Source organism: Streptomyces sp. NPDC047917, assembly GCF_043204345.1.
GTDB lineage: Bacteria > Actinomycetota > Actinomycetes > Streptomycetales > Streptomycetaceae > Streptomyces > Streptomyces sanglieri.
Map to the genome: position 1 here is coordinate 82,286 of NZ_JBIDCA010000007.1, position 22,220 is coordinate 104,505.

The window sequence follows — 22,220 nt, forward strand, 5'->3', positions numbered from 1 at the left end:
ACAGATCGTCTGAGCCGCTCATGATCGAGATTCCGTCCGACCTCCACCCGGACCTCGTCCCGCTGGCCTTCCTCCTCGGCAACTGGGCGGGTGCCGGCGTCTCCGACTTCCCCGGCGCCGAGCAGTGCAACTTCGGCCAGGAGGTCTCCTTCAGCCAGGACGGCCGTGACTTCCTGGAGTACGTCTCGCACACCTGGGTGCTCGACTCCGAGGGCAAGAAGGTCCGGCCGCTGGAGTCCGAGTCCGGCTACTGGCGCATCGACAAGGACCGCAAGGTCGAGGTCGTCATGGCCCGCGACCAGGGCGTCATCGAGATCTGGTACGGCGAGCTGGCCGATCAGAAGCCGCAGATCGATCTGGTCACCGACGCGGTGGCGCGGACCGCGGCCTCCGGCCCGTACACCGGCGGCAAGCGTCTGTACGGCTACGTGAAGAGCGACCTGATGTGGGTCGGAGAGAAGGCCACCCCCGAGGTGGAGCTGCGCCCGTACATGTCGGCGCACCTGAAGAAGGTCGTCACCCCGGAAGAGGTCGAGGAGATGGCGAAGAGCCTCGGTGACCTCCCGGACGACGGCATCGCCTTCTTCAAGTAGATCGCCTTCTCCGGGCAGTCCGCGGGCCCGCCGGCTCGCGGACCGTCTCGCGCAACGGCTGCGGACGGGTGCTCGCCCGGTCCTACACTGGGCGTGTGGTGAGCACCGACTGGAAGACCGACCTCCGGCAGCGCGGCTATCGGCTGACGCCGCAGCGCCAGCTCGTCCTGGAAGCCGTCGACGCGCTGGAACACGCGACACCCGACGACATCCTCTGCGAGGTGCGCAGGACCGCGTCCGGCGTGAACATCTCCACCGTCTACCGGACGCTCGAACTCCTGGAGGAGCTCGGGCTCGTCAGCCACGCCCATCTGGGGCACGGGGCACCCACGTACCACCTGGCCGACCGTCACCACCACATCCACCTGGTCTGCCGCGACTGCACCGACGTCATCGAGGCCGATGTCTCCGTCGTCGCGGAGTTCACCGCGAAGCTCCGGGACGACTTCGGGTTCGAGACGGACATGAAGCACTTCGCGATCTTCGGCCGCTGTGCCGGGTGCACGGCGAAGGCGGCGGCCGAGAGCCCCGCGAACGCGGCCGACGACCCCGCGAACGCGGCAGAGGACGAGGCGAGCGCCAAGGGCGCCGAGGGCGCCGGGGGCGCGAACGGCGCGAACGGCGCCGGCCGGCCGTAGCGCCCGGCCTCTCCGGTCGTACCGTTCACACCGCGTCGTACGCTGGTCGCATGAAGAGCCCCTTGCTGTCCCTGCCCGGCGCCGTCCCCGCCGAAGGCCGCGACGAAGGCGTCGCCGCGCACTACGGCGACCTGTTCCGCGAGCAGCGCGCCCTCGCCGACGGCTCCGGTCTCGTCGACCTCTCGCACCGCGCCGTCGTCACGGTCACCGGCAGCGACCGGCTGGCCTGGCTGCACCTGCTGATCACCCAGCACGTCAGCGAACTCGCCCCGGGCCAGGCCACCGAGGCCCTGATCCTCACCGCCAACGGGCACATCGAGCACGCGCTCTACCTCGTCGACGACGGCGAGACCGTGTGGATGCACGCCGAACCCGGCACCCAGGGCGACCTGATCGCCTATCTGGAGTCCATGAAGTTCTTCTACCGGGTCGAAGTCGCCGACCGCACCGAGGACTTCGCCGTCGTGTATCTGCCGGCCGGCTCCATCGCGGAGGTCCCGGACGGCGCGACGGTACGGGAGACGGCGTACGGCCGGGACCTGTTCCTGCCCCGCGCCGGCCTGGAGGAGTACGCGGCGGCGAACGGCCCGGTCGCCGGCATCCTGGCGTACGAGGCGCTGCGCGTGGAGGCGCACCGCCCGCGCCTCGGCTTCGAGACCGACCACCGCACCATCCCGCACGAGCTGGGCTGGATCGGCACCGCCGTCCACCTCCAGAAGGGCTGCTACCGGGGCCAGGAGACCGTGGCCCGGGTGCAGAACCTGGGCAAGCCGCCGCGTCGGCTGGTCTTCCTGCACCTCGACGGCAGCGAGGTGCTGCTGCCCGGACACGGCACCCCGGTGCGGCTCGCCGCGGACGGCGCCGAGGGGCGCCAGCTGGGCTTCATCACCACGTCCGCCCGCCACCACGAGCTGGGGCCGATCGCGCTGGCCCTGGTGAAGCGGAATGTCGCGGTGGACGCCGAGCTGCTCGCCGGGGACACGGCCGCCGCCCAGGAGACGGTCGTCGAGCCGTAGGGCCGGTGCGGTCCGGACCGGGCCGGTTCAGATCTCGACGACGACGGTGAACGGGCCGTGGTTCGTGAGCGAGACCCGCATGTCCGCTCCGAACCGGCCCGTCTCCACCCGCGCGCCCAGCGCCCGCAGCTGCTTCACCACCTCGTCGACCAGCGGTTCGGCGACATCGCCGGGCGCCGCCGCGTGCCAGGTGGGCCTGCGGCCCTTCCGCGCGTCCCCGTAGAGAGTGAACTGCGAAATCACCAGAAGCGGTGCATTCACGTCGGAGCAGGACTTCTCGCCCTCCAGGACGCGGAGCGACCAGAGCTTGCGGGCGAGCTGCGCCGCCTTCTCCGGGGTGTCCCCATGAGTGACTCCCACCAGCACGCACAGCCCCTCGCCGACGATTTCGCCGACCACCTCGGGCCCGCCCGCCCCGTCCGCGCCGTCGGCCACCGTGACGCTCGCGCCGTCCACCCTCTGTATCACTGCACGCATACAGACCAACCTATCTTGGGCTGAACGGGTACAGAGCATCCACATAGGCCCCACCCAAGTGGCACCATGCTCGGGAGGCGGTGTGCCGACGCACCGGTCGAGGGGATGGACACAAGCATGAGTACCTATGGAACCGGGCAGTCCCCCGGCGCCGTACCGGCCACGCGAACCGGCGCCAGTACCAGCACCAGCACCATGCGGCCACCCGTGCAGCGAACCGGCCACGGTCTGGAGGACAGCCTGTCCGCCGGCCCGCAGCCCGAACTGGGCACCCTGCGGCTGCCCGAGCTGCGCACGCTGCGCCGCGATGCGCAGCGCGACGAGGCCGACCTCAGTTATGTGCGGCGGCTCGTCCAGGGCCGGATCGACATCCTGCGGGCCGAGCTGGCCCGCCGGCTGGACCCGGAGACACCGGTGGTGGACCGGCTCTCGGAGATCCTCGCCGACACCCCGTCCCAGCACCGCTCCTCCGCCCGGCACGTCACGCTGACCACGCCCCGCAGCGACGAGTACCGCCGGCTGGCCGCCGAGACGCTCGCCGAGGTCGAACTCTCCGACCTCGACGCCCGTACGGACGAAGAGCTGCACACCGCGATGGGGCGCCTGGTCCGCTACGAACAACAGGTCTCCCGCCGCCGTCACCAGCTGCAACGCACCACCGACGATTGCAGCGCGGAGATCGCCCGCAGGTACCGTGACGGTGAAGCACAAGTAGACGACCTGCTCGCCTGAAGCGATCCTTCCGGGGGCGGGTTCCGCCCGTCCCCGGAAGGCCACCATGACCTCCAGCGCCGCCCCCGCCGCACCATCCGTCATACCCCCCGCTCTCCCCGTCCTGGCCGAGGTCGTACGGTCCGGTTTCGTGGAGGGCCACCACCGGGGCTCGCTGGTCGTGCTGGCCGCCGACGGCAGCGTGGAACGGTCCCTGGGCGATCCGGCGGCGCCGGTCTTCCCGCGCTCCTCCAACAAGCCGATGCAGGCCGCGGCCGTGCTGCGGGCCGGGCTCGACCTGTCCGGGGAGCGACTGGCCCTGGCCGCCGCGAGCCACTCCGGCGAGGGCTTCCACCTCGAACTCGTCCGCACGATGCTCGCCGAGCACGGACTGACGCCCGCCGATCTGCAGACCCCGCCCGATCTGCCGCTGGACCCGGTCGAGGCGGAGTCGTATCTCGCCGCGGGCCACGTCCGGGAGCGGATCACCATGAACTGCTCCGGCAAGCACGCGGCGATGCTCGCGGTGTGCGCGGTGAACGGCTGGGACCGGGCGTCCTACCTCGACCCGGCGCACCCGCTCCAGCAGCTGGTCCACCGGGTCGTCGAGGAGGCGGCCGGCGAGCCGGTCACGGCGGTCGGCACGGACGGGTGCGGGGCGCCGCTGATGGCGATCAGCCTGGTGGGCCTGGCACGGGCCTTCCGCACGTTCGTGCTGGCCGAGCCGGGGACGGCGGAGCGCCGGGTCGGTGACGCGATGCGGGCCCACCCCGAGTACGTGGCCGGGACGCGCCGGCCCGACACCTGGCTGATGCGGGAGGTGCCCGGCACGCTCTCCAAGATGGGCGCCGAGGCGGTACAGGCGGTGGCGCTGGCGGACGGCCGCGCGCTGGCCTTCAAGGTCGACGACGGTGCGACGCGGGCGCTCGGTCCGGTGCTGGCCCGCGCGCTGCGGCTGCTCGGCATCGACGCCCCGGTGGTCGCCAGGATCGGGCGCGCCCCGCTGCTGGGCGGCGGCGGCGAGGTCGGCGAGGTCCGGGCGGCCTTCTGACCCGCCCGACCCACGGCGGCGGACGGGGGAAGGCCGCGCAAGGCCGTGCGGGGCCCCGGAAGGCGGCGGAAAACCGGGCGACATCCCGTGATCCGTGTGCCTAGCGTGGCGCGCATGGCTCTCGACATCCGCACGGTCACCACCACCGAATTCCCCGACTGGCTGCGCGCCAAGCACACCGGCTTCCTGCGCCCCCCGACAGGCACCGAGGAAGAGGCGGAACGACGCCTTCCGCACACGGACCTCTCCCGTACGCAGGGCGCGTTCGACGGCGGGCGGTGCGTGGCCACGTTCCGCTCCTTCGCCCAGGAACTCACGGTCGTCGGCGGCGCCGCGGTGCCCGCCGACGCGATCTCCAACGTCACGGTGTCGCCCACGCACCGCCGCCGCGGACTGCTCAACCGGATGATGGCCACGGACCTGGCGGCGGCGAAGGAACGCGGCGAGGTGGTCGCCACGCTGATCGCCGCCGAGTACCCGATCTACGGCCGCTACGGCTTCGGCCCGGCGACCTGGACCACCGAGTGGGAGATCGACGTGCCGAGGGCGGGCCTCGACCCGCGCTGGTCGGGCCCCTCGGAGCAGGACGGCGGCCGGATCGACCTGGTGGGCGGCGCCGACGTACGCAAGCTGGGCCCGGCCCTCCACGAACGGCTGCGCGCCCGGCAGCACGGCGTGATCGACCGCGACGCGCACTGGTGGGCCGTGAACACCGGAGAGGTCCGGCCGGGCCCCGGTGCGCCGGGTTCCGCGGGCTGGACGGAGCCCTTCTACGCGGTCTACAGCAACGCCGCCGGCGAGGTGGAGGGCCTGACCGTCTACCGCGCCGACGGCAGCTGGGGCGATTCCAAGCAGCCGCTGAACCGGGCCACCGTGGTCAGCCAGATCGCCGTCACCCCGGCCGCCGAGCGCGCGCTCTGGCACTTCGTCTGCTCGATCGACTGGATCACCACGGTCCGCTCCGGCCACCGCGCCCCCGACGACCTGCTGCCGCTGCTGCTCCCGGACCCGCGCGCGGCCCGCATCGTCACCCAGGCGGACTGGCTGTGGGTGCGGCTCCTGGACGTCGTACCCGCCCTGGAGGCCCGCAGCTACGCGGTCCCCGGCACGCTCACCCTCGACGTCCACGACACCACGGGCCTGACCGCCGGCCGCTACCGCCTGGAGGCCACCTCCGCCGGCGCGAGCTGCACCCCCACCACGGCCGACGCCGATCTCGCCCTGGACGTACGGGAGTTGGGCACCCTCTACCTGGGCGACGAATCGCCGCTCCGGCTGGCCGCCCTGGGCCGGATCGAGGAGCTCACGCCGGGCGCGGTCGCGACGGCGGAGGGGATGTTCCGGGCGGGGCGGCGGGCCTGGTGCCCGGATGTGTTCTGAGCCGGAGCCGCCCGCGTGAGTGATCCACGAAACTAGGATGGGAGCCGAGGGCGGGACGTCGCACGGGCGGGGGCTCGTGGGCCGGGCGGCGATGGGCACCGCCCGGAAGGTGGGGTTCAGGTGACTGAGGAGAAGGGCTCGTCGGGCGGTACGGGCCTGCCGGCCAGCATCGAGGCCGCCTGGGGGCTGCGGGCGCGGCCGGTCAAGGGCCCGAAGCCGGGGCTGAGTCTGGCCCGCATCGTGGACGCCGCGGTGGCGGTGGCCGCGTCCGAGGGGCTCGGCGGGGTGTCGATGGGGCGGGTCGCCAAGGACCTGGGGGCCTCGACGATGTCGCTCTACCGGTACGTGTCCGCCAAGGGGGAGCTGTACGTCCTGATGCAGGAGGCGGCGATGGGCCCACCGCCCCCGCTGCCCGCGCCGGCCGGCGGCGCCGGCTGGCGGGAGGCGCTCTCCCGCTGGGCGTGGGCGCAGCGCCGGGTGTTCCACCGCAATCTGTGGATGCTCCGCATCCCGGTCTCGGGCCCGCCCGCCAGCCCGAACTCCGTCGCCTGGTGGGAGCAGGGTCTGAGAGCCCTCGAAGGCACCGGTCTGGACGCGCGCGACGAGGTCTCCGTCATCCTGCTCGTCAACGGGTTCGTACGGAACGAGGCGCTGCTGATGGGTGATCTCGCGGCCGCCGTCGAGGCGCGCGGCATTCCGGCGCAGGAGGTGGCGGACGCGCACACCCGAACCCTGGACCGGCTCGTCGACCCCGTGTGCCATCCGTCGCTCTCCCGGGTGCTGGATTCCGGGGTGCTGGGGGCGCCGCGCGGGCCCGACGAGGAGTTCGCCTTCGGGCTGGAGCGGGTGCTGGACGGGATCGAGGCGCTGATGGAGGCGCGGGCCGAGCCGGACGGAAGGCGGGCGCGGCCGCTTCCCGAGGTCAAGTCCGGTTGAGGTCGGGAGCGTACGCTTCGTGGTCATGGACGGAGAGAAGCCCGGCAACGAGCGGATGAGCCTGCGGGAGCGGAAGAAGCGGCTGACGTACCAGGCGGTCTCCGAGGCCGCGATCGCGATGTTCCTGGACCGGGGCTTCGACAAGGTGTCGGTGGCCGAGGTGGCCGCGGCCGCCGACATCTCGAAGCCGACGCTCTTCCGGTACTTCCCGGCCAAGGAGGACCTGGTCCTGCACCGGTTCGCCGACCACGAGGACGAGTCGGCCCGCGTGGTCGCCACCCGGGCGGAGAGCGAATCCCCGCTGGACGCGCTGCGCCGCAACTTCCTGGACGGGCTGGAGCAGGGCGACCCGGTGACCGGGCTCTGCGATGTGCCGCAGGTGCTGGCGTTCCAGCGGCTGCTGTACGGGACGCCGTCCCTGGTGGCCCGCCTGTACGGCTACCAGAGCCGCTCGGAGGCGGCGCTCGCCCGTGCGCTGGGCGACCGGGTGGCGGACCGGCTGGCGGCGGGCCAGATCGTCGCCGTACTGCGCGTCCTCGCCCTGGAGAACTGGCGGCGGATCGACGCGGGGGAGAGCGCGCGGCAGGTGTACGCGGACGCGGTCGAGGCGGCCGAACTCGCCTTCGCGCAACTGCGGTCGGGGCTCGGGGAGCAGTGGTAGCTCAGGAGACCCGGTCGTCCTCGGCGTGCAGCACCGCTTCGGCGATCTCCCGCACCCGGTCCCGGGTGATGCCGGTGCGCTGTTCCACGGCGAGGGGGTGGTCGGTGTGCTCCAGCTCGATGCTGGGGCGGCGGCCGATCGGACGGGTGTGGGCGTTGGTCCGCAGGTTGGTCGTGCGGGGCGAGTACAGCCCCAGCTCGGTGCTCAGCCAGCCGAAGTATGGCTGCTCGGACTCGCGGCCGGGGGTCTCCCACACGTCGAGGGCACGGGCGAAGTTCTCCCGGCTGAGCGAGACCCAGACGCCCCAGGAGAAGGGCTCCTCGCTGCCGGACACGGGTATCTCGATCAGGCCCTTGATGAAGTAGTGCTCGTGTCTGACGATGCACTGGTCGCAGGAGAGCATGCTGTCCGGGTCGCTCTCCAGACTCGCGTCCCAGACGTCGGGTGCCATGGTCGAGTACCCCATCGGGAGTTCCGCGTGGTGTTCGCCGCAGCGGGAGCAGATGTAGCCGGGGTCGATAGCCATGGGCGGGATCCTAACGAGAGGCTCTGGGGCCGTGATCGGGCTGCTGTCCGCTTCCTGCCGTCACCGTTCGCTGTCAGGCCGTTCCCCGGAGTACGTCCTCGCGTACCGAGGCCCATTCCAGGGAGTGGCGGATGCCCTCCTCCAGTGAGTACCGCGGCCGCCATCCCAGCAGCCGCTCCGCCCGGTCGCTCCGGGTGTACGCCCCCGCCGCGTCGCCCGGCCGCGCCGCCGCGTCGACCGCCGGGACGGGGGTGCCGGTCACCTCGTTGAAGGCGTCGAGGAGTTCGCGCACGGTGGTGCCCGTGCCGGTGCCCAGGTTGATGACCATGGAGCCGGGCCCCGGCTCCGCGCCCCGTTCGGGCAGGAGGGTGTCGAAGGCCCGGAGCGCGGCCACGTGTGCGGCGGCCAGGTCCCAGACGTGGACGTAGTCCCGGATCCCGGAGCCGTCGCGCGTCGGGTAGCCGGTCCCGGTGACGTGGAACGGGACGCCCTCCTCCCGGGCCTGGATCATCTTGCCCAGGGCGTGGCTCGGGTGCCGCAGCTGCAGCCCGGTGCGCAGCTTCGGGTCCGCGCCGACCGGGTTGAAGTAGCGCAGGGACACCACCCGGAGCGGCCGGCCGGCGGCGATGTCGGCGAACATCGCCTCGCACACCGCCTTGGTGCGCGCGTACGGGCTCTGCGGGGCGAGCGGGGAGTCCTCGTCGACCGTCAGGTCCGCGCCGGCGGCGTAGATGGAGGCGGAGGAGCTGAAGATCATGCGGGTGCAGCCGTTGCGCAGCAGGTGGTCCGCGAACTCCAGGCTCTTGGCCACGTTCGCCCGGTAGTAGCCGACCGGGTCGGCGACCGATTCCGGGACGACGATCAGCGCCGCGCAGTGGACCACGGCAGCGATGTCCGGATGCTCGGCGAAGACCCGGTCGATCAGGGCACCGTCCGCGATGTCGCCTTCGTGGAAGGACCGGCCCTCGGTGAACTCCCGCCTGCCCGTGGCCAGGTTGTCGAGAACGACGGGAGTGATGCCGGCGTCCGCGCACGCGGACGCGACCGTGCTGCCGATGTACCCCGCGCCTCCGGCGATCAGGACCTTCATGCGGTGTCCGCCTCTCTCAGTGAGCTGGTGAAGGGATCGTAGGCCGAAGCGGTGGACCGGGAATCGCGTCGCCCGTGCGGTGAGCAGGGCGCCCCGGGTCCGACCGGTGCCGCCGGGGGCCTCGTCCGGGAGTTCGACGGCCACCGCCTGGGGACCGCTGTTCCCGGCGGCCTCTTCCGTCGGAACGTGTCCTCCTCGCCGGTCCGTGTCCTCCTCGCCCGTCCGTGCGGTCCGGCCGGGGCGTGCTTCTCCCGCCGGACGTGCCTCTCCCGCCGGACCGTGCCGGGAGGCATGAGTCCGGCACGGTCCGGCGGGAGTGCCGTCGGGGCGGTGCGGTTCTCAGCCGCGACGCCCGAGCAGTGCCATGTCGTCCTCGTCGAGGACCAGGCGTCCGGCGGCCATGTTCTCCTCCAGGTGGGCGGGCGAGGCGGTGCCGGGGATCTGGACGATCGAGGGCGAGCGCGCCAGGCCCCACGCGATGGCCACCTGGTGCACCGTCGCGCCGTGCCGTTCGCCCACCTTCCGGAGGTTCTCCTGGCCGAGGTCGGTGTGCCCGCCGCCGAGCGCGAAGAACGGCATGTACGCGATACCGGCGTCCGCGCACTCGTCGACGAGCGCGGCGTCGCCCTGGTCGAGCACACCGAAGCGGTTCTGCACGGCGGCGACCGGTGCGATCGAACGGGCCTCCGCGAGCTGCCCGCGCGTCACATTGCTGACGCCCAGCTGCCGGATCAGCCCCTCCTCGCGCAGCGCCGCCAGTACGGCGAAGCGTTCACCGAGCGACTCGCCGCCGCTGCCGCTCAGCCGGCCGACCCGCAGATGCACCAGGTCGAGGGTGTCGACCCCCAGGTCCGCCAGATTCCGCTCCACCTCCGCGCGCAGCTGATCGGGGCGGGCCTCGGCGTACATCTCGCCGTTCTCGTCCCGCAGCGGGCCGACCTTGGTGGCGATGGTGATGTCGGGGGCGTACGGGTGAAGGGCCTCGCGGAGCAGGTCGTTGGCCCGGTGGGTGGGGGAGAAGTAGAAGGCGGCGGTGTCGATGTACCGCGCCCCCAGCTCGACGGCGCGCCGCGTCACGGCCACGGCCTTCGCCGTGTCGCCGGCCGGTCCGCTCCACCGCCCCGGCAGCTGCATGGCCCCGAAGCCGAGCCGCGGGACGGTGACGGTGCCGCCCAGTTCGAAGACACCGGGGCCCGATGCACTGGTGGTGCTGGTGGTGTTGGTGGTGGGTGTGGGAATGGAGCCCGGGGCCGGTTCGGCAGATGAGGAGGTCATGGGGGCAGCATCGCGCCCGTGGGGCCGGTTTGCCACATTCATTTCCTCCGCAGCAGCCCGGCGACCCGGTGAACCCGCAGCCGGGGCAACCCCGTTGACCGTCCGCGCCACCGCCGCTCCGGATTCCGCGGACGGTGTCCGGGCACCGGTCCGGCGCCCGGCCGGCACGGATCCCTCCCCCCTGCGGGAGGGGTCCGTCACCGCGCCTCGCGCAGCCGGAGCAGGTACGTCGCGGTCAGCGCGACGGCACGGTCCTCGTCGTGCGACAGCTCCACGAGGGCGCGTGACACCGTCGGTCCCGGGACGCCCGCCAGCGCCTGGGTCAGCCGTCCGCGTGCGGGGGCGCCGGTGTCGTGGGCGAGGCGGTCGACGAGCCCGGTCGCGATCCGGTCCGCCGCCGCGGTGCCGTCCGCCGCCAGCACGCTCAGCGCGTCGGCCGCGTCGGTGTCGTTCCTTCCCGCCGCGATCATGTCGATGAGCGTCGGGACCACATCGGCCGCGCCGCGTGTCCCCAGCGCCAGAGCCGCGTACCCCCGGACCACGGAATCGGGGTGCGTGAGGGCCTCCCGCAGCAGCGTGCCGGCCTCGTCGCCGGGCATCCCGGCGAGCGACCGAACGGCACGTTCCCGCACCGCGGCCACCGGTGAACCGAGTCCCTTCGCGAGCAGCGCCGGGCCGCCGCCCGACCGGGCCAGCGCCCACCGGATGGCTCCGGCGACGTTCGGCTCCGTCTCGCTCAACGCCGCCTCGACCAGGGCCTCCACCGGAACCGGGACCTCGTCGACCGAGGAGAGGGCCGCGCGCTGGCGCGCGTCGGGGCTCTTCGACGCCAGTGCCTGGAGGAGCGCGACGACCTGGAGGACGTCCTCCCAGCCGTCCGGGTCCACGGCATCGATCCGGCAAAGCCGCGTGAGCAGTTCGGTCTCGGCCGCGATCCGCTCGCGTGTCTGACGGATGAGGTCACCGACGAGCGCCGAGGGCACGAAGCCGGGGTCGTCGAGCGCGCGCCCGATCTCACGGAGCGTCAGCCCCAGCGACCGCAGGCTCTCGACATGGAAGATCCGCCGGATGTCCTCCTCGGAGTACTCCCGGTAGCCGGAGCCGGTACGGCCCGAAGGCCGCACCAGGCCGAGCGACTCGTAATGCCTGAGCATGCGGGCACTGACCCCGGACCGTCGCGCCACCTCACCGATCAACACGCCTCATCGTCCCTCCCGGCCGGACCCGCCGAGGGCCACGACGCGCTTCGCCTCCTCGATGGCGAACCCGAACCCGGTGTCCGGGTCGCGCAGCAGCCGTTGGGTGGCGAGCGCGTGCGCGTGCGCGCCGGGGTCGGGGGACGACGTCGCCGCGTGCAGGGCCGGTGCGACCACCTCGCCGAGCGCGACCAGCGCCCGGCTGAGACTCAGCTGCGTCTCCCGTCCACCGCGCCCGAGCTGTGTCGCCAGCACGACGGCCAGGGCGGACTCCTCGCCTTCCGGTACGAGTACGACCGCGGTCCGCCAGGCGCTCCGCGCCACCTCGTCGTCGGCGTCGGTCAGCAGCGCCCGGGTGATCGCCGGCCACGCCCGCCGGTCCCCGATCTTCGACAGCGTGTGCAGCGCCTGGCTCCGCGCCTGCGCGTGCTCCGAGCGGACCTCGCGGACCACCGGAGGGAGCGTCAGGGACACCGGGTGGCGGGTGAGCGCCCAGGTCAGCATGTCGCGGACGAAGAACTCGGGCTCGATCGCGCATCGCTCGACGAGCTTGTCGACGAAACGAGGGTCGGGCGCCGTACCGACCGCCATGGCGGCCCGCAGCCGCACGGACGCACGACCGTCCTCCAGCGCCCCGAGCGCCCTCGCCACATCCGTGTCCTGTCCCGTGACCGTCATCGAGACCACCTCCTCGGCAAGCAGTGAAGGCCTTGTCACAGTGACAAGGTCAAGCGGCGTCCGCCGTGCCCGGCACGCCCATAGGAATTCCCTATGGCGCCCGCTGGTATTTCGTCTTTGCCTCTCGCTCTTCTCCGTACGTACCGTGAAACAGCTCGGCGAGGCGGTCACTTTCCTCATTCCGCCGGGCGGACAATTACGCGATCGAGAGGACCGGTGGCATGCCCACAATCGGCAACGGATCGGGAACACGGGAATTCGCGGGAAAGCGGGCCCTGGTCACAGGTGGTTCCCGCGGTATCGGAGCGGCCGTCGTGCGCCAACTGCTGGACGCGGGCGCCGAGGTGCTCACGACTGCCAGGTCGGCGGCGAGCACGGTGCCCGAGGGGGCCTCCTTCGTGGCGGCCGACGTGCGGACGCGGGCCGGGGCGGAGACGGTCGCCGCGGCCGTGCGGAAGGAGCTCGGCGGGGTGGACATCCTGGTCCACAACGCGGGCGGGGCGCGGCCCCACACAGGCGCCCTGGCCATCCCCGACGAGGAGTGGCAGGACGCGCTGGACCTGAACTACCTGGCGTCGGTACGGCTGGACTCGCTGCTGGCCCCGGGGATGCGGGAGCGGCGTTCGGGGGCGATCGTGCATGTCTCCTCGGCCGCGGTCCTCACCCCCGTGGGGCCGTTCCTGCACTATGTGGCGGCGAAGGCGGCGCTGGAGACGTACAGCCGGGGGCTGTCCCTGGAACTGGCCCCGTCCGGGATCCGGGTCAACACCGTGACTCCCGGCAGGGTCGCCACCCCCGGAGGCGAGGAGACGCGGGAGCGGTGGGCGCGCCTGGACACGGCGCCGGGCCAGACCGGCGCCGACGCCACCGCCCCGCTGGGACGCGACGGCCGGCCCGACGACATCGCGGACGCGGTGCTGTTCCTCGTGTCCGACCGGGCGGGCTGGCTGACCGGGAGCAATCTCGTCGTGGACGGCGGTGAATTCCCGAGAGGGTGACGTAATTACCGCGCAATTATCAGGGGTCGACGAAATTCCGGAAAGTGGGTGAGGGGATTTTCCGGGGGGATTCGGTGGCGCCCGCCCCTGTCCGGGCCTCAGGGGGCCGGAGAGGGGAAATCGGAACCGGACCAGGTCTCCTTGCGCAGAAGGTCGAGCAGGGCCGCCTCCGCCGGGCCCGCGCCGGGCCGGACCACGGCGATGACCGGCTGGGACACGGCCGGGAGCACCGGACGCACCAGGTGCTCGTGACCGTGGGGCACCGCGGAGGCCGGGACGAGCGTCACCCCAAGCCCGTGGGCGGCCCAGCGTACGGCCGTCGCCGTCTGGGACGCGCGGGCGGCCGTGACCGGGGTCAGACCGTTCTCCCGCAGTACGTTCAGCAGTACGCCGTCGAGCGCGCTGTCGCGGTCGAACCGCACCCACGGCTCCCCGTCCAGTTCGCGCAGCTCGACCCGGTCCGCGGCGGGCTGCCGGTGTCCGGCGCCCACCACGACGAACTCCTCGTCGCCGAGGTGGTGGGCGTCGGCGGGGCTCCGCTCGCACGCCGCCATCAGGGCGAGGCCCAGTACGCCCCGGCGGCACAGCCGCTCCAGCTCGGCCGAGCTCGGCTCCTCGAAGACGGTGACCTCCAGCCGCGGGAAGCGGCGACGCAACGCGCCGAGCGCGCCCGGCAGTTGCCGCGTACCGAAGCCCATCTGGACGGCGACCACCAGCTCGCCCACCAGCTCTTCGGCGCCGGCCCGCGCCGTGGCCCTCGCCCGCCGTGCCGCGCTCACCGCGGCCTCGGCCTCCCGGAGGAACGCGCGGCCGACCACGGTGGGCACCAGCCCGGTCGGCGTGCGGGCGAACAGTTCCACGCCCAGCTCCCGCTCCAGGCCGCGGATCTGCTGGGACACCGATGGCTGAGCGACGTGCAGCAGCTCCGCGGCCGCCGTCACCGAGCCCTCCTCGGCAACGGCCAGGGCGTACTCGAACTGACGAAGGCTCATCGGCTTCCGCTCCCTCGTCCCCTCGTAGTCACCGCTGTAACAGCAAGCAACTCGGTACCGCCGCCGAAGATTCCTGACGCCCCGACGATCTGGCGCCCTTGAGCCCTTGCGCCCTTGCGCCCTTGCGCCCTTGCGCCCCTGTGCCCCTACGCCCCGACGCCCCGACGGCCTGGCGGCCAGGCGGCCGGGGCGGCCGGGTCAGGCTTGGAATTCGGGCGGGAAGCCGGTCCAGCGCAGTTCCGCCGGCAGGTGTCCCATGTCGTTGTGGAACAGCACGGAGGACGGCCTGCCGGGTGCGTAACGGATGACCGTCAGAGCCGCGTTGCAGTGGTTGAGGCCCAGCCAGCGCCATTCGGGCGCGTCGAGAGCGGCCCGGACCAGCCAGCCGATGAGGAAGTTGTGCGTGACGACCAGTTCATGGCGCGGACGGTCCCCGTCGACCGGGCCGGTGAATTCCGCGAGCGCCTTCCGGGCCAGCGCCGGACCGGGAGCGCGCTCCTCCTCCGGGACCTGAGCCAGGAAGCCGAGCAGGGAGTCGGCCGCATCCGGCGGCAGCTCCTCCTTCGCCGGCAGGTGGGGGACGTAGTCGCCGGCCGTCTCCGAGCGGTGCAGCGGTACGCCGTCGAGCTGCGCCCCGATCAGCTGGGCCGTCTCCTGCGCCCGGGGCAGCGGCCCGTGGTGGATCGCCGAGAGCGGGGTGCTCCGGAGCCGTTCACCGAGCAGAACGGCCTGACGCCGGCCGTTCTCCGTCAGGGTCGTCTCATCTGCCGACGCCTCCCCGTGCCGGGCGAGATAGAGGTACCGAGAGGCTGTGTCCGTCATGTCGTGTTTCTCCGTCGCCATCCGTGATCTCGTATGTCAGAGATGGACGCGGAGCTCTCCGCACACAGTTCCGTCGCGGCTGTCTCTGACCTGGGGTGTCTCAGTCTGGGCGGGATGCGGGCGAGACGGCTGTCTCCCCCGGTCCGAGGTGCCGTGCTTCCGGGAGCACGGGCCGGGCCGAAGGCTGAAGGATCTTTCCCTCGGTCCGGACGGCGGACGGTCGACCCCGTTGTCATCGGGCAGCGTTCTCTGCGCGGGTGTCCGGGGTCGTCCGCGCTGGGGCGGCGGCGATCAGCAGTGCGGCGAACAGGACGGGAGCGGCGGTCTGGTAGCCGATCCAGACTTCTCCTCCCGCGCCGCTGCCCTGCCGCGCCATCAGGAAACCGGCCAGGGCCGCCAGCGCCCAGCCGCTGTCGTAGGCGATCATGAGCCGCGTGTAGGTGCGCATCGGCCGGCTCCGCGTGTACCCGATCTCGATGCCGCCGCCGATCAGCAGGGCCGCGCCTGAGACGGCCATCAGCCAAGCAGGCGTGCCGAGTAACCGGCCGAGCGGGGCGGCGCCCACGATGCCTGCGGCGCCGAGCAGCACCTTGAAGGCGCCATCGGCGACGGCGCCCACCGTCTGACGGGTCACCCGCGGTGCCACGACCTGGGCCATGAGCGTCCTCCTCGAAACTCGTCCCGACTGGTTCCGTAACAAGATTACGGTAATAATGGGATTATGAGAATGACGAGAGCGGAGGCCAAGGAGCGCAACCGCCGCGCCTTGCTGGACGCTGCGTTCGAGGTCGTCTCCCGGGACGGGTACCGCGCCAGGCTTGAGGAGATCGCTGCGCGCGCGGATGTGACCACCGGCGCCATCTACTCACTGTTCGGGAGCAAGAACGGCCTGGTGGTCGCGGTGGTCGCCGACCACCTGCGGCCGTACTACGAAGAGATCGAGCAGGCGGTTCCCGCCGGACTCGACCTGTTGGCGGCGGTGGACGCCTTCGCCCGGTACTACCGGCGCAGCTGTGACGCCCCGGACGCGCTGCCCCGACTGTCCCTCCAGATCACCCTGCTGGACATGGCCCTGCACGACCCGGACCTGGGGTCCCGGCTCGCCGTGTCCGTCCGGGAACAGGAGAACCATCTGATCGCGCTGTTCACCGGAAGGCCGCACGACGGAGGCATCGTGACGCCCCAACAGGCACAACGCCTGACCATGGCGCTCAGGGCACTGTTCGTCGGTCTCGGCCAGGGCATCCCCCTCGGCCTCGCCCCCGGTGCCGACGAGCAGTACTTCGCCGACACCGCCCGCGCCCTGGCATCCGGGATGCCCCTCGTCGACCAGGACGCGGACGCATCGTGACGGCCGGTCGAGCGGAGCCGTTCGCGGTGTGCCGGTCGCCGTGGCTCAACTCGAAGCGCGTACCGCTCGTTCCCGCTGCTGGAGCTCGATGACGTCGGCGACCACGCAACTGGTGTTGTCGGGACCGCCGGAGCCGTTGGCGAGGGAGATGAGTTCGCGGACGGCCTGCTCGGGCTCCCCGGCGCCGGTGAGCACCCGGTGGATCTCCTCCCTCGGCACGACGGCCGACAGGCCGTCGGAGCAGAGCAGGTAGCGGTCCCCCTGCCGGGCGTCGTGGAGGCGTACGTCGGGGGTGCCGTCGGCTCCGGGGCCCAGGGCCCGTACCAGCAGCGACCGTTGGGGGTGCGAGGCGGCCTCCTCCGGGCTGAGACGTCCTTCGTCGACCATCGACTGCACCATGGTGTGGTCCTGCGTGATCTGGAACAGCTCTCCGTCGCGCAGGAGGTGGGCGCGGGAGTCGCCGATGTGGACGAGGGCCAGCTGCGATCCGGTCCAGAGCATCGCGGTGAGCGTCGTGCCGGCCTCTTGGGGAGAGGGGACGGTCCCGGCGACGCCGTGCACGGCTTGCTTGGCCCGGTCGATCGCGTCTTCGAGGACGTTGAGGAGATCGCCTGCCGGGACGCCGTCTGTTTCGAGGTGCTTGAGCGCGTCGACGGCGGCCGCGCCGGCGGGGGCTCCCTGAGGGCCGAAGCCGTCGGCGACGGCGAGCAGGCGGGAGCCGGCGTAGGCGGTGTCCTGGTTGCTCTCACGGACCAGGCCCTTGTCGGACAGAGCGGCGTAACGGATGCCCAGCGGCTTGGCGGTCGGGGACATGGCGGGGTCCTTCCAGGTCAGATGGCCGATGAGGAAGGAGGCGAGATCCCGCCGTGCGGCGGTGTCGGCCTCGACCTGGGCCCAGAACGCGCGGACCTCCCGGGCCGCCTCGGCGGCCTCCAGCCCGCAGACGCCCTGGATGCGCGCCAGCGGCATTCCCAGGCGGCGGAGCCAGGCGACGAGCCGGGCCTGCTCCAGTTGTTCCGGGGCGTAGAAGCGGTAGCCGGTCGTCGGGTCGACACGGGCGGGGGCCAGCAGGCCGAGTTCGTCGTAGAGACGCAGCGCCTTCGGCGACAGCCGGGACGCCTTCGCGAACGCCCCGATGGTCAGCAACCCCATGCCCGCTCCTCCTCATGCCGAGCACATCGCCCGGCCCCACCGATGCTGTGGCTTCCCCCAGGGTGAAGGTCAACCGAGGCCGACCATCGGCGGAGACCTGTTCGCACCGGGCGTGGCTTTCCGCGTTGGTCGTCAGCACCGCCCTCGCTCAGCATTGCCCTCGCTCAGCATTGCCCTCGCTCAGCACCGCCCCTCGCTCATCCATGCCAGTATTCGAGGGTGGACATGACCGACGTCTCGCGTGCGGTCGCGGCTGTGACTTCGGTCGCCGCGTCGCTCGACCTGGAAGCCAACGATGCAATCGTTCTCCACAACTCGAACAAGCTGGCACTGCGGCTGACGCCCTGCGACGTCTTCGCCAGGGTCGCCCTTGTGGGGCAGGAGGTCGCACAGTTCGAAGTCGATCTCGCTCAGCGGCTCACCGAGGTCGGATCCCCGATGTGCCCCTTGGAGCCTCGGGCGGACCCGCGTGTGTACACGCGCGACGGCTTCGCCGTGACGCTGTGGACCTACTACGAGCCCGTGACACCTCACACCTCACCGGTCGACTACGCCAAGGCACTGGAGCAGCTGCACGCCGGCCTGCGCAAGGTCGATGTGCCGAGCCCCAGGTTCACGGACCGGATCACGGAGGCGGAGGAGGTCGTCGCCGACCCGGAACGCTCGCCGGAGCTGGCCGACGCGGACCGCGTGTTCCTCAGCGGCAGGCTGGCGAGCCTGCGACGGGCGATCGACGAGCGCGGCGCCGTGGAGCAGCTGCTCCACGGCGAGCCGCATCCGGGCAATGTGCTCAGCACGAAGAACGGACCGTTGTTCATCGACCTTGAGACGTGCTGCCGTGGGCCCGTCGAGTTCGATCTCGCCCATGTTCCCGAGGCGGTCTGCGAGTACTACCCGAGCGTTGACCAGGGGCTGCTGGACGAGTGCAGGCAGCTCGTCATCGCGATGGTCGCCGCGTGGCGTTGGGAGCTTGGCGACCAGTTTCCGAACGGGAGGCGATTCGGAGAGGAATTCCTGCGCCTGCTGCGCCAGGGTCCTCCATGGCCGACACTCGACACCGTGACCAGGCGACTGGGTGGTCTGTAGAAGTCGCCGAAGGCCATGTGAGAGCGGCAAGGGACCAAGCGGCCGTGCGAGTGGCGTGGCGCACTTTTGCAAGCGCCTGCTTGCAAAAGTTAGCAAGGGTGGCGCACCATCGGGGTATGGCATCCCTCAACGTCGGCAATCTCGGTGAGTACCTGCGCGAGCAGCGGCGCAACGCGCAGCTGTCGCTGCGGCAGCTCGCCGATGCCGCCGGGGTGTCCAATCCCTACCTCAGCCAGATCGAGCGCGGGCTGCGCAAGCCGAGCGCCGAGGTGCTGCAGCAGGTCGCCAAGGCGCTGCGGATCTCCGCCGAGACCCTTTACGTAAGGGCCGGGATTCTGGACGAGCGGGAGCGGGAGCGGGAGGAGCTGGAGACGCGGGCGGTGATTCTGGCCGATCCGTCCATCAACGAGCGGCAGAAGAGCGTGCTGCTGCAGATCTACGACTCCTTCCGCAAGGAGAACGGGTTCGAGCCCGGACCGGAATCCGGCGTCGTCGCCGGATCGGAGACCGGCGACGAGTCAGGGCCCGCTGCCGGTGCGGACGGCGGCGGTGCCGACGCGGCTTCGGAGCCCCCGACGCGTTCGGAGCGTTCGGCGTCTTCCATACCCTCCGAGCCCTCAACACCCTCCGCGCCTTCAAAGCCTGAGAAACCCTCAAACTGAGTCTGATGATCCGGGAGGACCACAGTCATGGCCATCACCGATGACCTGCGTAAGACCCTCACCGACCCGACCCCCCTCTACTTCGCCGCCGGTACGGCCGACCTGGCCGTCGAGCAGGCGCGCAAGGTCCCGGCGCTGATCGAGCAACTGCGTACCGAGGCGCCGGAGCGCATCGAGGCCGTACGCAACACCGACCCCAAGGCCGTGCAGGAGAAGGTGACCTCGCAGGCCAAGGAGGCGCAGGCCACCGTGCAGGCCAAGGTCACCGAGGTGATCGGGTCGTTCGACAGCGATCTGCGGAAGCTGGGCGAGAACGCGCAGGACCTGGCGCTGCGGAGCCTGGGCATGGCCGCGGAGTACGCGGTGCGGGCCCGGGAGACGTACGAGAAGGTCGCCGAGCGCGGCGAGCAGACCGTGAAGCACTGGCGGGGCGAGACGGCTGAGGAGATCGTCGAGATCGCCGTCGTCGTGGAGCCGCGCAAGGAGTCGAAGCCGACCGGTACCGCGAGGACCGCGCCGGCCGCCAAGCCCGGTCCGGCGAAGGCCGCACCGGCGCCGAAGCCCGCGCCCAAGGCCGCCAAGCCGGAGAGCAAGGCCCCGGCCGCGCCCGCCAGGAAGGCGCCCGCGCGCAAGCCCGTCGCGAAGAAGACCACTCCGCCGAGCACGAAGTAGAAGTAGAAGTAGAAGTAGAAGTAGGAGCAGGAGCAGGAGCAGGAGCAGGAGAGACAGACGCCTGTCGGCGCCACGGCATCCCATGTCGGAGCTGTGGTGCCGGCAGGCGTCCGGCAGGCGTCCGGTCGGCGCGCGGAAGGCGCGTGACAGGCCTGCGGCAGGCGTGCGGCGGGGCGGGGCCGGGCACCATCCGGGGTGCCCGGAGCGTTGTCCCGGTACCTTGGCCGCGAGGCGCTCATCCATTTATTAGGCGGTGCACACCATGTTGCTCACAGGATTCAGCACATTCATCACGCTGCTCTACGTGGCCATGATGGTGCTGGCGGTGGTCGCGCTGGTCATGGCCGCGGTGGCCCGCGAGGACGCCTACCGGGCCGCGGACAAGCAGAAGAAGTCCTTCTGGCTGCTCATCCTCGGCCTCGCCGTCGGCGTGAACGTACTGAGCCTCTACATGTCGGTGCTGTTCCTGCAGATCGCGGGCGTGGTCGCGTCCATCGTCTTCCTGGTGGACGTGCGGCCCGCGCTGCGGGCGGTCTCGGGCGGCGGCAGCGGCCGGCGCGGCGGCTCCAGCAGCGACGGGCCGTACGGGCCCTACAACGGCGGGCGCTGAGCCTTCGCGGAGTACGCGGTGCGGGGCCGGGGGACTCCCCGGCCCCGTTCGCCGTCCGGGGGCCGGCGGCGGACGGCGTTCTGGTCGCGGTCGAGCAGGAGGACCGCGACGTCGTCGGTCAGTTCGCCGCCGTTCAGCTCCCGTACCTGGGCGACCGCGGCCTCCAGGAGATCCTCGCCGGCCAGCCCCTCCGCCAGCTGCCGGTTGATCATCGCGACCATGCCGTCCTGGCCCAGCCGCTGGGTGCCGACCGGGCCGACGCGCCCCTCGATCAGTCCGTCCGTGTACATCATCAGGCTCCAGGTGCCGCCGAGATCCACCTGCCGGCGCGGCCACCGGGCGCGTGGCAGCAGGCCGAGGGCCGGGCCGCCGTCCTCGTACGGGAGCAGGTGCGCGGCCCGTCCCTGCCGGGCGATCAGCGGGGCGGGGTGGCCCGCCAGACAGAGCCCTGCGCGCCGGCCGTCGGGGGCGATGTCGACGGTGCAGAGCGTCGCGAAGATCTCCTCGCTCTCCCGTTCGTGCTCCAGGACCTGCTGGAGGGTGGAGAGCAGTTCGTCGCCGCAGAGCCCGGCCAGGGTGAGCGCCCGCCACGCGATGCGCAGTTCCACGCCGAGCGCCGCCTCGTCGGGGCCGTGCCCGCAGACGTCGCCGATCATCGCGTGGACGGTGCCGTCGGGCGTACGGACCGTGTCGTAGAAGTCCCCGCCGAGCAGCGCGCGGCTGCGGCCGGGGCGGTAGCGGGCCGCGAAGCGCAGATCGGAGCCTTCGAGCAGCGGCGTCGGCAGCAGTCCGCGTTCGAGGCGGGCGTTCTCCTGGGCGCGCAGGGTGGACTCGGTGAGCCGGCGCTGGGCCGCGTCGGCGCGCTTTCGCTCGACGGCGTACCGGATGGCGCGGCTGAGCAGCCGGCCGTCGAGCTCGTCGCGGAAGAGGTAGTCCTGGGCTCCGACCCGTACCGCCTCGGCGGCCAGTGCGGTGTCGTCCTCCGCCGTGAGGGCGAGGACGGCGTGGCCCGGGGCGATCCGCAGGACGTGTTGGAGGGTGGCGAGCCCGTCGGGTGCGGCCGCGTCCCCGGCTCCGGAGGCGCGGGTCTCGCTGCCGGTGGGCAGGGCCAGGTCCAGCAGTATGCAGTCGACGTCGTCCGTGAGGAGCCGGCCCGCCTCGGTGAGATTGCGGGCGGTGCGGATGCGCACTCTCGTGCCGGCCGCGGCCGGCAGCTCGGGGACGGTGAAGGTGCCCGCCGGGTCGTCCTCGATCACCAGGAGGGTGAGGTCGGCGCCGTGGGAGGCCTCCGCAGCGGCTTCGGCGCGTTGCTGCGGTACGGGTACGGGCATCGGTTCGGGTTTCCTTCCCTCCCCCCGAGGGCGCGGCGGACCGACGATCGACGATCCGCCAGACGGGGACGATAGCGGTCCGTGGCGGTGGAACGGAATGGCGTTCCGTGATTGGCCTCCGGCATATGCACAGTCATAAGCCGCGTCAGGTCACGGATCCGGCGAGATGTGCCCGGCCCGGGGGCTGATATCGGACATGACAAAGGTCACGCGGGTGGTGTACGGCGGGTGGCGCGGATCACGCCCGTTGCGGGTACGGGGCGTCCGGAGCTGCTCGCGCGGCGGCGCGGAGCGCCTCCGGGGGCACCCTCGGCTG

25 protein-coding genes are annotated in these 22,220 nt (G+C 72.1%); 14 read left to right on the plus strand and 11 right to left on the minus strand.

The genetic code is table 11. The features are described from left to right. The first annotated feature begins 20 nt into the window (after positions 1–20). From ACGF8B_RS18130 to ACGF8B_RS18140, 3 genes are all read left to right on the plus strand, one after another. On the plus strand, positions 21–593 hold the full coding sequence (locus ACGF8B_RS18130) for an FABP family protein (RefSeq protein ID WP_266913961.1): 573 nt from the start codon (positions 21–23) through the stop codon (positions 591–593). A 95-nt stretch (positions 594–688) separates the two neighbouring features. Next, entirely contained in the window at positions 689–1,231 is a 543-nt protein-coding gene (locus tag ACGF8B_RS18135; protein WP_392739458.1) for a Fur family transcriptional regulator, read from the plus strand. Between the two features lie 50 nt (positions 1,232–1,281). Beyond that, positions 1,282–2,247, plus strand: a complete 966-nt coding sequence (locus ACGF8B_RS18140; RefSeq protein ID WP_392739460.1) for a YgfZ/GcvT domain-containing protein — start codon at positions 1,282–1,284, stop codon at positions 2,245–2,247. Positions 2,248–2,274: 27 nt separating this feature from the next. Here ACGF8B_RS18140 and dtd read toward each other — a convergent pair whose 3' ends face one another. Continuing rightward, complete coding sequence (dtd, locus tag ACGF8B_RS18145; protein ID WP_392739462.1) at positions 2,275–2,724, minus strand: D-aminoacyl-tRNA deacylase; 450 nt, start codon at positions 2,722–2,724, stop codon at positions 2,275–2,277. Between the two features lie 117 nt (positions 2,725–2,841). Here dtd and ACGF8B_RS18150 point away from each other — a divergent pair, with 117 nt between their 5' ends. The 5 genes from ACGF8B_RS18150 (at position 2,842) to ACGF8B_RS18170 (ending at position 7,463) form a co-directional block, all read left to right on the plus strand. Continuing rightward, complete coding sequence (locus ACGF8B_RS18150) at positions 2,842–3,456, plus strand: ABC transporter substrate-binding protein (RefSeq protein ID WP_392739464.1); 615 nt, start codon at positions 2,842–2,844, stop codon at positions 3,454–3,456. 46 nt (positions 3,457–3,502) lie between these two features. Further along, positions 3,503–4,486, plus strand: a complete 984-nt coding sequence (locus ACGF8B_RS18155; RefSeq protein WP_392739466.1) for an asparaginase — start codon at positions 3,503–3,505, stop codon at positions 4,484–4,486. Between the two features lie 114 nt (positions 4,487–4,600). After that, entirely contained in the window at positions 4,601–5,866 is a 1,266-nt protein-coding gene (locus tag ACGF8B_RS18160; protein ID WP_392739468.1) for a GNAT family N-acetyltransferase, read from the plus strand. Positions 5,867–5,986: 120 nt separating this feature from the next. Beyond that, complete coding sequence (locus ACGF8B_RS18165; protein ID WP_392739470.1) at positions 5,987–6,802, plus strand: TetR/AcrR family transcriptional regulator; 816 nt, start codon at positions 5,987–5,989, stop codon at positions 6,800–6,802. 25 nt (positions 6,803–6,827) lie between these two features. After that, positions 6,828–7,463: a TetR family transcriptional regulator gene (locus tag ACGF8B_RS18170; protein WP_392739471.1), complete on the plus strand. Its 636-nt coding sequence runs from the start codon at positions 6,828–6,830 to the stop codon at positions 7,461–7,463. Position 7,464: 1 nt separating this feature from the next. On the opposite strand, the gene ACGF8B_RS18175 is transcribed toward ACGF8B_RS18170, so the two are convergent. The 5 genes from ACGF8B_RS18175 to ACGF8B_RS18195 all read right to left on the minus strand — a co-directional run bounded on the left by ACGF8B_RS18175 (position 7,465) and on the right by ACGF8B_RS18195 (position 12,228). Then, complete coding sequence (locus ACGF8B_RS18175) at positions 7,465–7,989, minus strand: DUF2199 domain-containing protein (protein ID WP_392739473.1); 525 nt, start codon at positions 7,987–7,989, stop codon at positions 7,465–7,467. 73 nt (positions 7,990–8,062) lie between these two features. After that, positions 8,063–9,079: a UDP-glucose 4-epimerase GalE gene (gene galE, locus ACGF8B_RS18180; RefSeq protein ID WP_392739475.1), complete on the minus strand. Its 1,017-nt coding sequence runs from the start codon at positions 9,077–9,079 to the stop codon at positions 8,063–8,065. Between the two features lie 339 nt (positions 9,080–9,418). Further along, on the minus strand, positions 9,419–10,354 hold the full coding sequence (locus tag ACGF8B_RS18185; protein WP_392739476.1) for an oxidoreductase: 936 nt from the start codon (positions 10,352–10,354) through the stop codon (positions 9,419–9,421). Between the two features lie 197 nt (positions 10,355–10,551). Next, positions 10,552–11,553, minus strand: coding sequence for a HEAT repeat domain-containing protein (locus tag ACGF8B_RS18190; protein ID WP_392739478.1), 1,002 nt, complete (start codon positions 11,551–11,553; stop codon positions 10,552–10,554). A gap of 3 nt (positions 11,554–11,556) precedes the next feature. Beyond that, positions 11,557–12,228 carry a HEAT repeat domain-containing protein gene (locus ACGF8B_RS18195; RefSeq protein ID WP_392739480.1) on the minus strand — a complete coding sequence of 224 codons (672 nt, stop codon included), beginning with the start codon at positions 12,226–12,228 and terminating at the stop codon, positions 11,557–11,559. 221 nt (positions 12,229–12,449) lie between these two features. Between ACGF8B_RS18195 and ACGF8B_RS18200 the strand changes: the two genes are divergently transcribed. After that, positions 12,450–13,226, plus strand: a complete 777-nt coding sequence (locus ACGF8B_RS18200; RefSeq protein ID WP_392739481.1) for an SDR family oxidoreductase — start codon at positions 12,450–12,452, stop codon at positions 13,224–13,226. A gap of 98 nt (positions 13,227–13,324) precedes the next feature. Here the strand turns inward: ACGF8B_RS18200 and ACGF8B_RS18205 are convergent, their stop codons facing one another. The 3 genes from ACGF8B_RS18205 to ACGF8B_RS18215 form a co-directional block, all read right to left on the minus strand. Further along, positions 13,325–14,218, minus strand: coding sequence for a LysR family transcriptional regulator (locus ACGF8B_RS18205; RefSeq protein WP_392739483.1), 894 nt, complete (start codon positions 14,216–14,218; stop codon positions 13,325–13,327). Between the two features lie 198 nt (positions 14,219–14,416). Next, positions 14,417–15,040 (minus strand): histidine phosphatase family protein, encoded by a 624-nt coding sequence (locus tag ACGF8B_RS18210; protein WP_392739485.1) that lies wholly within the window; start codon positions 15,038–15,040, stop codon positions 14,417–14,419. Positions 15,041–15,272: 232 nt separating this feature from the next. After that, the gene (locus tag ACGF8B_RS18215; protein ID WP_392739487.1) at positions 15,273–15,698 is read right to left on the minus strand and encodes a hypothetical protein; all 426 of its coding nucleotides are present in this window, start codon (positions 15,696–15,698) and stop codon (positions 15,273–15,275) included. 69 nt (positions 15,699–15,767) lie between these two features. Between ACGF8B_RS18215 and ACGF8B_RS18220 the strand changes: the two genes are divergently transcribed. After that, entirely contained in the window at positions 15,768–16,391 is a 624-nt protein-coding gene (locus ACGF8B_RS18220) for a TetR/AcrR family transcriptional regulator (RefSeq protein WP_392740114.1), read from the plus strand. A 45-nt stretch (positions 16,392–16,436) separates the two neighbouring features. On the opposite strand, the gene ACGF8B_RS18225 is transcribed toward ACGF8B_RS18220, so the two are convergent. Then, a complete protein-coding gene (locus ACGF8B_RS18225; protein ID WP_392739489.1) occupies positions 16,437–17,543 on the minus strand; it encodes a MerR family transcriptional regulator in 1,107 nt (368 codons plus the stop codon). Between the two features lie 225 nt (positions 17,544–17,768). On the opposite strand from ACGF8B_RS18225, the gene ACGF8B_RS18230 reads away from it, so the two are divergent. From ACGF8B_RS18230 to ACGF8B_RS18245, 4 genes are all read left to right on the plus strand, one after another. Continuing rightward, entirely contained in the window at positions 17,769–18,629 is an 861-nt protein-coding gene (locus ACGF8B_RS18230) for an aminoglycoside phosphotransferase family protein (protein ID WP_392739491.1), read from the plus strand. A gap of 116 nt (positions 18,630–18,745) precedes the next feature. Beyond that, positions 18,746–19,291 (plus strand): helix-turn-helix domain-containing protein, encoded by a 546-nt coding sequence (locus ACGF8B_RS18235; protein WP_392739493.1) that lies wholly within the window; start codon positions 18,746–18,748, stop codon positions 19,289–19,291. A gap of 27 nt (positions 19,292–19,318) precedes the next feature. Then, positions 19,319–19,963 carry a hypothetical protein gene (locus tag ACGF8B_RS18240; protein ID WP_392739495.1) on the plus strand — a complete coding sequence of 215 codons (645 nt, stop codon included), beginning with the start codon at positions 19,319–19,321 and terminating at the stop codon, positions 19,961–19,963. Between the two features lie 262 nt (positions 19,964–20,225). Further along, positions 20,226–20,573 carry a DUF2516 family protein gene (locus ACGF8B_RS18245; protein ID WP_259931466.1) on the plus strand — a complete coding sequence of 116 codons (348 nt, stop codon included), beginning with the start codon at positions 20,226–20,228 and terminating at the stop codon, positions 20,571–20,573. On the opposite strand, the gene ACGF8B_RS18250 is transcribed toward ACGF8B_RS18245, so the two are convergent. Further along, positions 20,555–21,904 carry a PP2C family protein-serine/threonine phosphatase gene (locus tag ACGF8B_RS18250; RefSeq protein WP_392739496.1) on the minus strand — a complete coding sequence of 450 codons (1,350 nt, stop codon included), beginning with the start codon at positions 21,902–21,904 and terminating at the stop codon, positions 20,555–20,557. The two genes, ACGF8B_RS18245 and ACGF8B_RS18250, sit on opposite strands and share 19 nt — an antisense overlap. Positions 21,905–22,220: the final 316 nt, after the last annotated feature.

Coding starts and splice junctions, on each gene's coding strand:
- ACGF8B_RS18205 (WP_392739483.1), bottom strand. CDS start 14,218: ATGAGCCTTCGTCAGTTCGAGTACGCCCTGGCCGTTGCCGAGGAGGGC.
- ACGF8B_RS18235 (WP_392739493.1), top strand. CDS start 18,746: ATGGCATCCCTCAACGTCGGCAATCTCGGTGAGTACCTGCGCGAGCAG.
- ACGF8B_RS18230 (WP_392739491.1), top strand. CDS start 17,769: ATGACCGACGTCTCGCGTGCGGTCGCGGCTGTGACTTCGGTCGCCGCG.
- ACGF8B_RS18220 (WP_392740114.1), top strand. CDS start 15,768: ATGACGAGAGCGGAGGCCAAGGAGCGCAACCGCCGCGCCTTGCTGGAC.
- ACGF8B_RS18170 (WP_392739471.1), top strand. CDS start 6,828: ATGGACGGAGAGAAGCCCGGCAACGAGCGGATGAGCCTGCGGGAGCGG.
- ACGF8B_RS18140 (WP_392739460.1), top strand. CDS start 1,282: ATGAAGAGCCCCTTGCTGTCCCTGCCCGGCGCCGTCCCCGCCGAAGGC.
- ACGF8B_RS18215 (WP_392739487.1), bottom strand. CDS start 15,698: ATGGCCCAGGTCGTGGCACCGCGGGTGACCCGTCAGACGGTGGGCGCC.
- ACGF8B_RS18175 (WP_392739473.1), bottom strand. CDS start 7,989: ATGGCTATCGACCCCGGCTACATCTGCTCCCGCTGCGGCGAACACCAC.
- ACGF8B_RS18225 (WP_392739489.1), bottom strand. CDS start 17,543: ATGGGGTTGCTGACCATCGGGGCGTTCGCGAAGGCGTCCCGGCTGTCG.
- ACGF8B_RS18155 (WP_392739466.1), top strand. CDS start 3,503: ATGACCTCCAGCGCCGCCCCCGCCGCACCATCCGTCATACCCCCCGCT.
- dtd (WP_392739462.1), bottom strand. CDS start 2,724: ATGCGTGCAGTGATACAGAGGGTGGACGGCGCGAGCGTCACGGTGGCC.
- ACGF8B_RS18250 (WP_392739496.1), bottom strand. CDS start 21,904: ATGCCCGTACCCGTACCGCAGCAACGCGCCGAAGCCGCTGCGGAGGCC.
- ACGF8B_RS18240 (WP_392739495.1), top strand. CDS start 19,319: ATGGCCATCACCGATGACCTGCGTAAGACCCTCACCGACCCGACCCCC.
- ACGF8B_RS18160 (WP_392739468.1), top strand. CDS start 4,601: ATGGCTCTCGACATCCGCACGGTCACCACCACCGAATTCCCCGACTGG.
- ACGF8B_RS18130 (WP_266913961.1), top strand. CDS start 21: ATGATCGAGATTCCGTCCGACCTCCACCCGGACCTCGTCCCGCTGGCC.
- ACGF8B_RS18200 (WP_392739481.1), top strand. CDS start 12,450: ATGCCCACAATCGGCAACGGATCGGGAACACGGGAATTCGCGGGAAAG.
- ACGF8B_RS18185 (WP_392739476.1), bottom strand. CDS start 10,354: ATGACCTCCTCATCTGCCGAACCGGCCCCGGGCTCCATTCCCACACCC.
- ACGF8B_RS18245 (WP_259931466.1), top strand. CDS start 20,226: ATGTTGCTCACAGGATTCAGCACATTCATCACGCTGCTCTACGTGGCC.
- ACGF8B_RS18150 (WP_392739464.1), top strand. CDS start 2,842: ATGAGTACCTATGGAACCGGGCAGTCCCCCGGCGCCGTACCGGCCACG.
- ACGF8B_RS18195 (WP_392739480.1), bottom strand. CDS start 12,228: ATGACGGTCACGGGACAGGACACGGATGTGGCGAGGGCGCTCGGGGCG.
- ACGF8B_RS18210 (WP_392739485.1), bottom strand. CDS start 15,040: ATGACGGACACAGCCTCTCGGTACCTCTATCTCGCCCGGCACGGGGAG.
- galE (WP_392739475.1), bottom strand. CDS start 9,079: ATGAAGGTCCTGATCGCCGGAGGCGCGGGGTACATCGGCAGCACGGTC.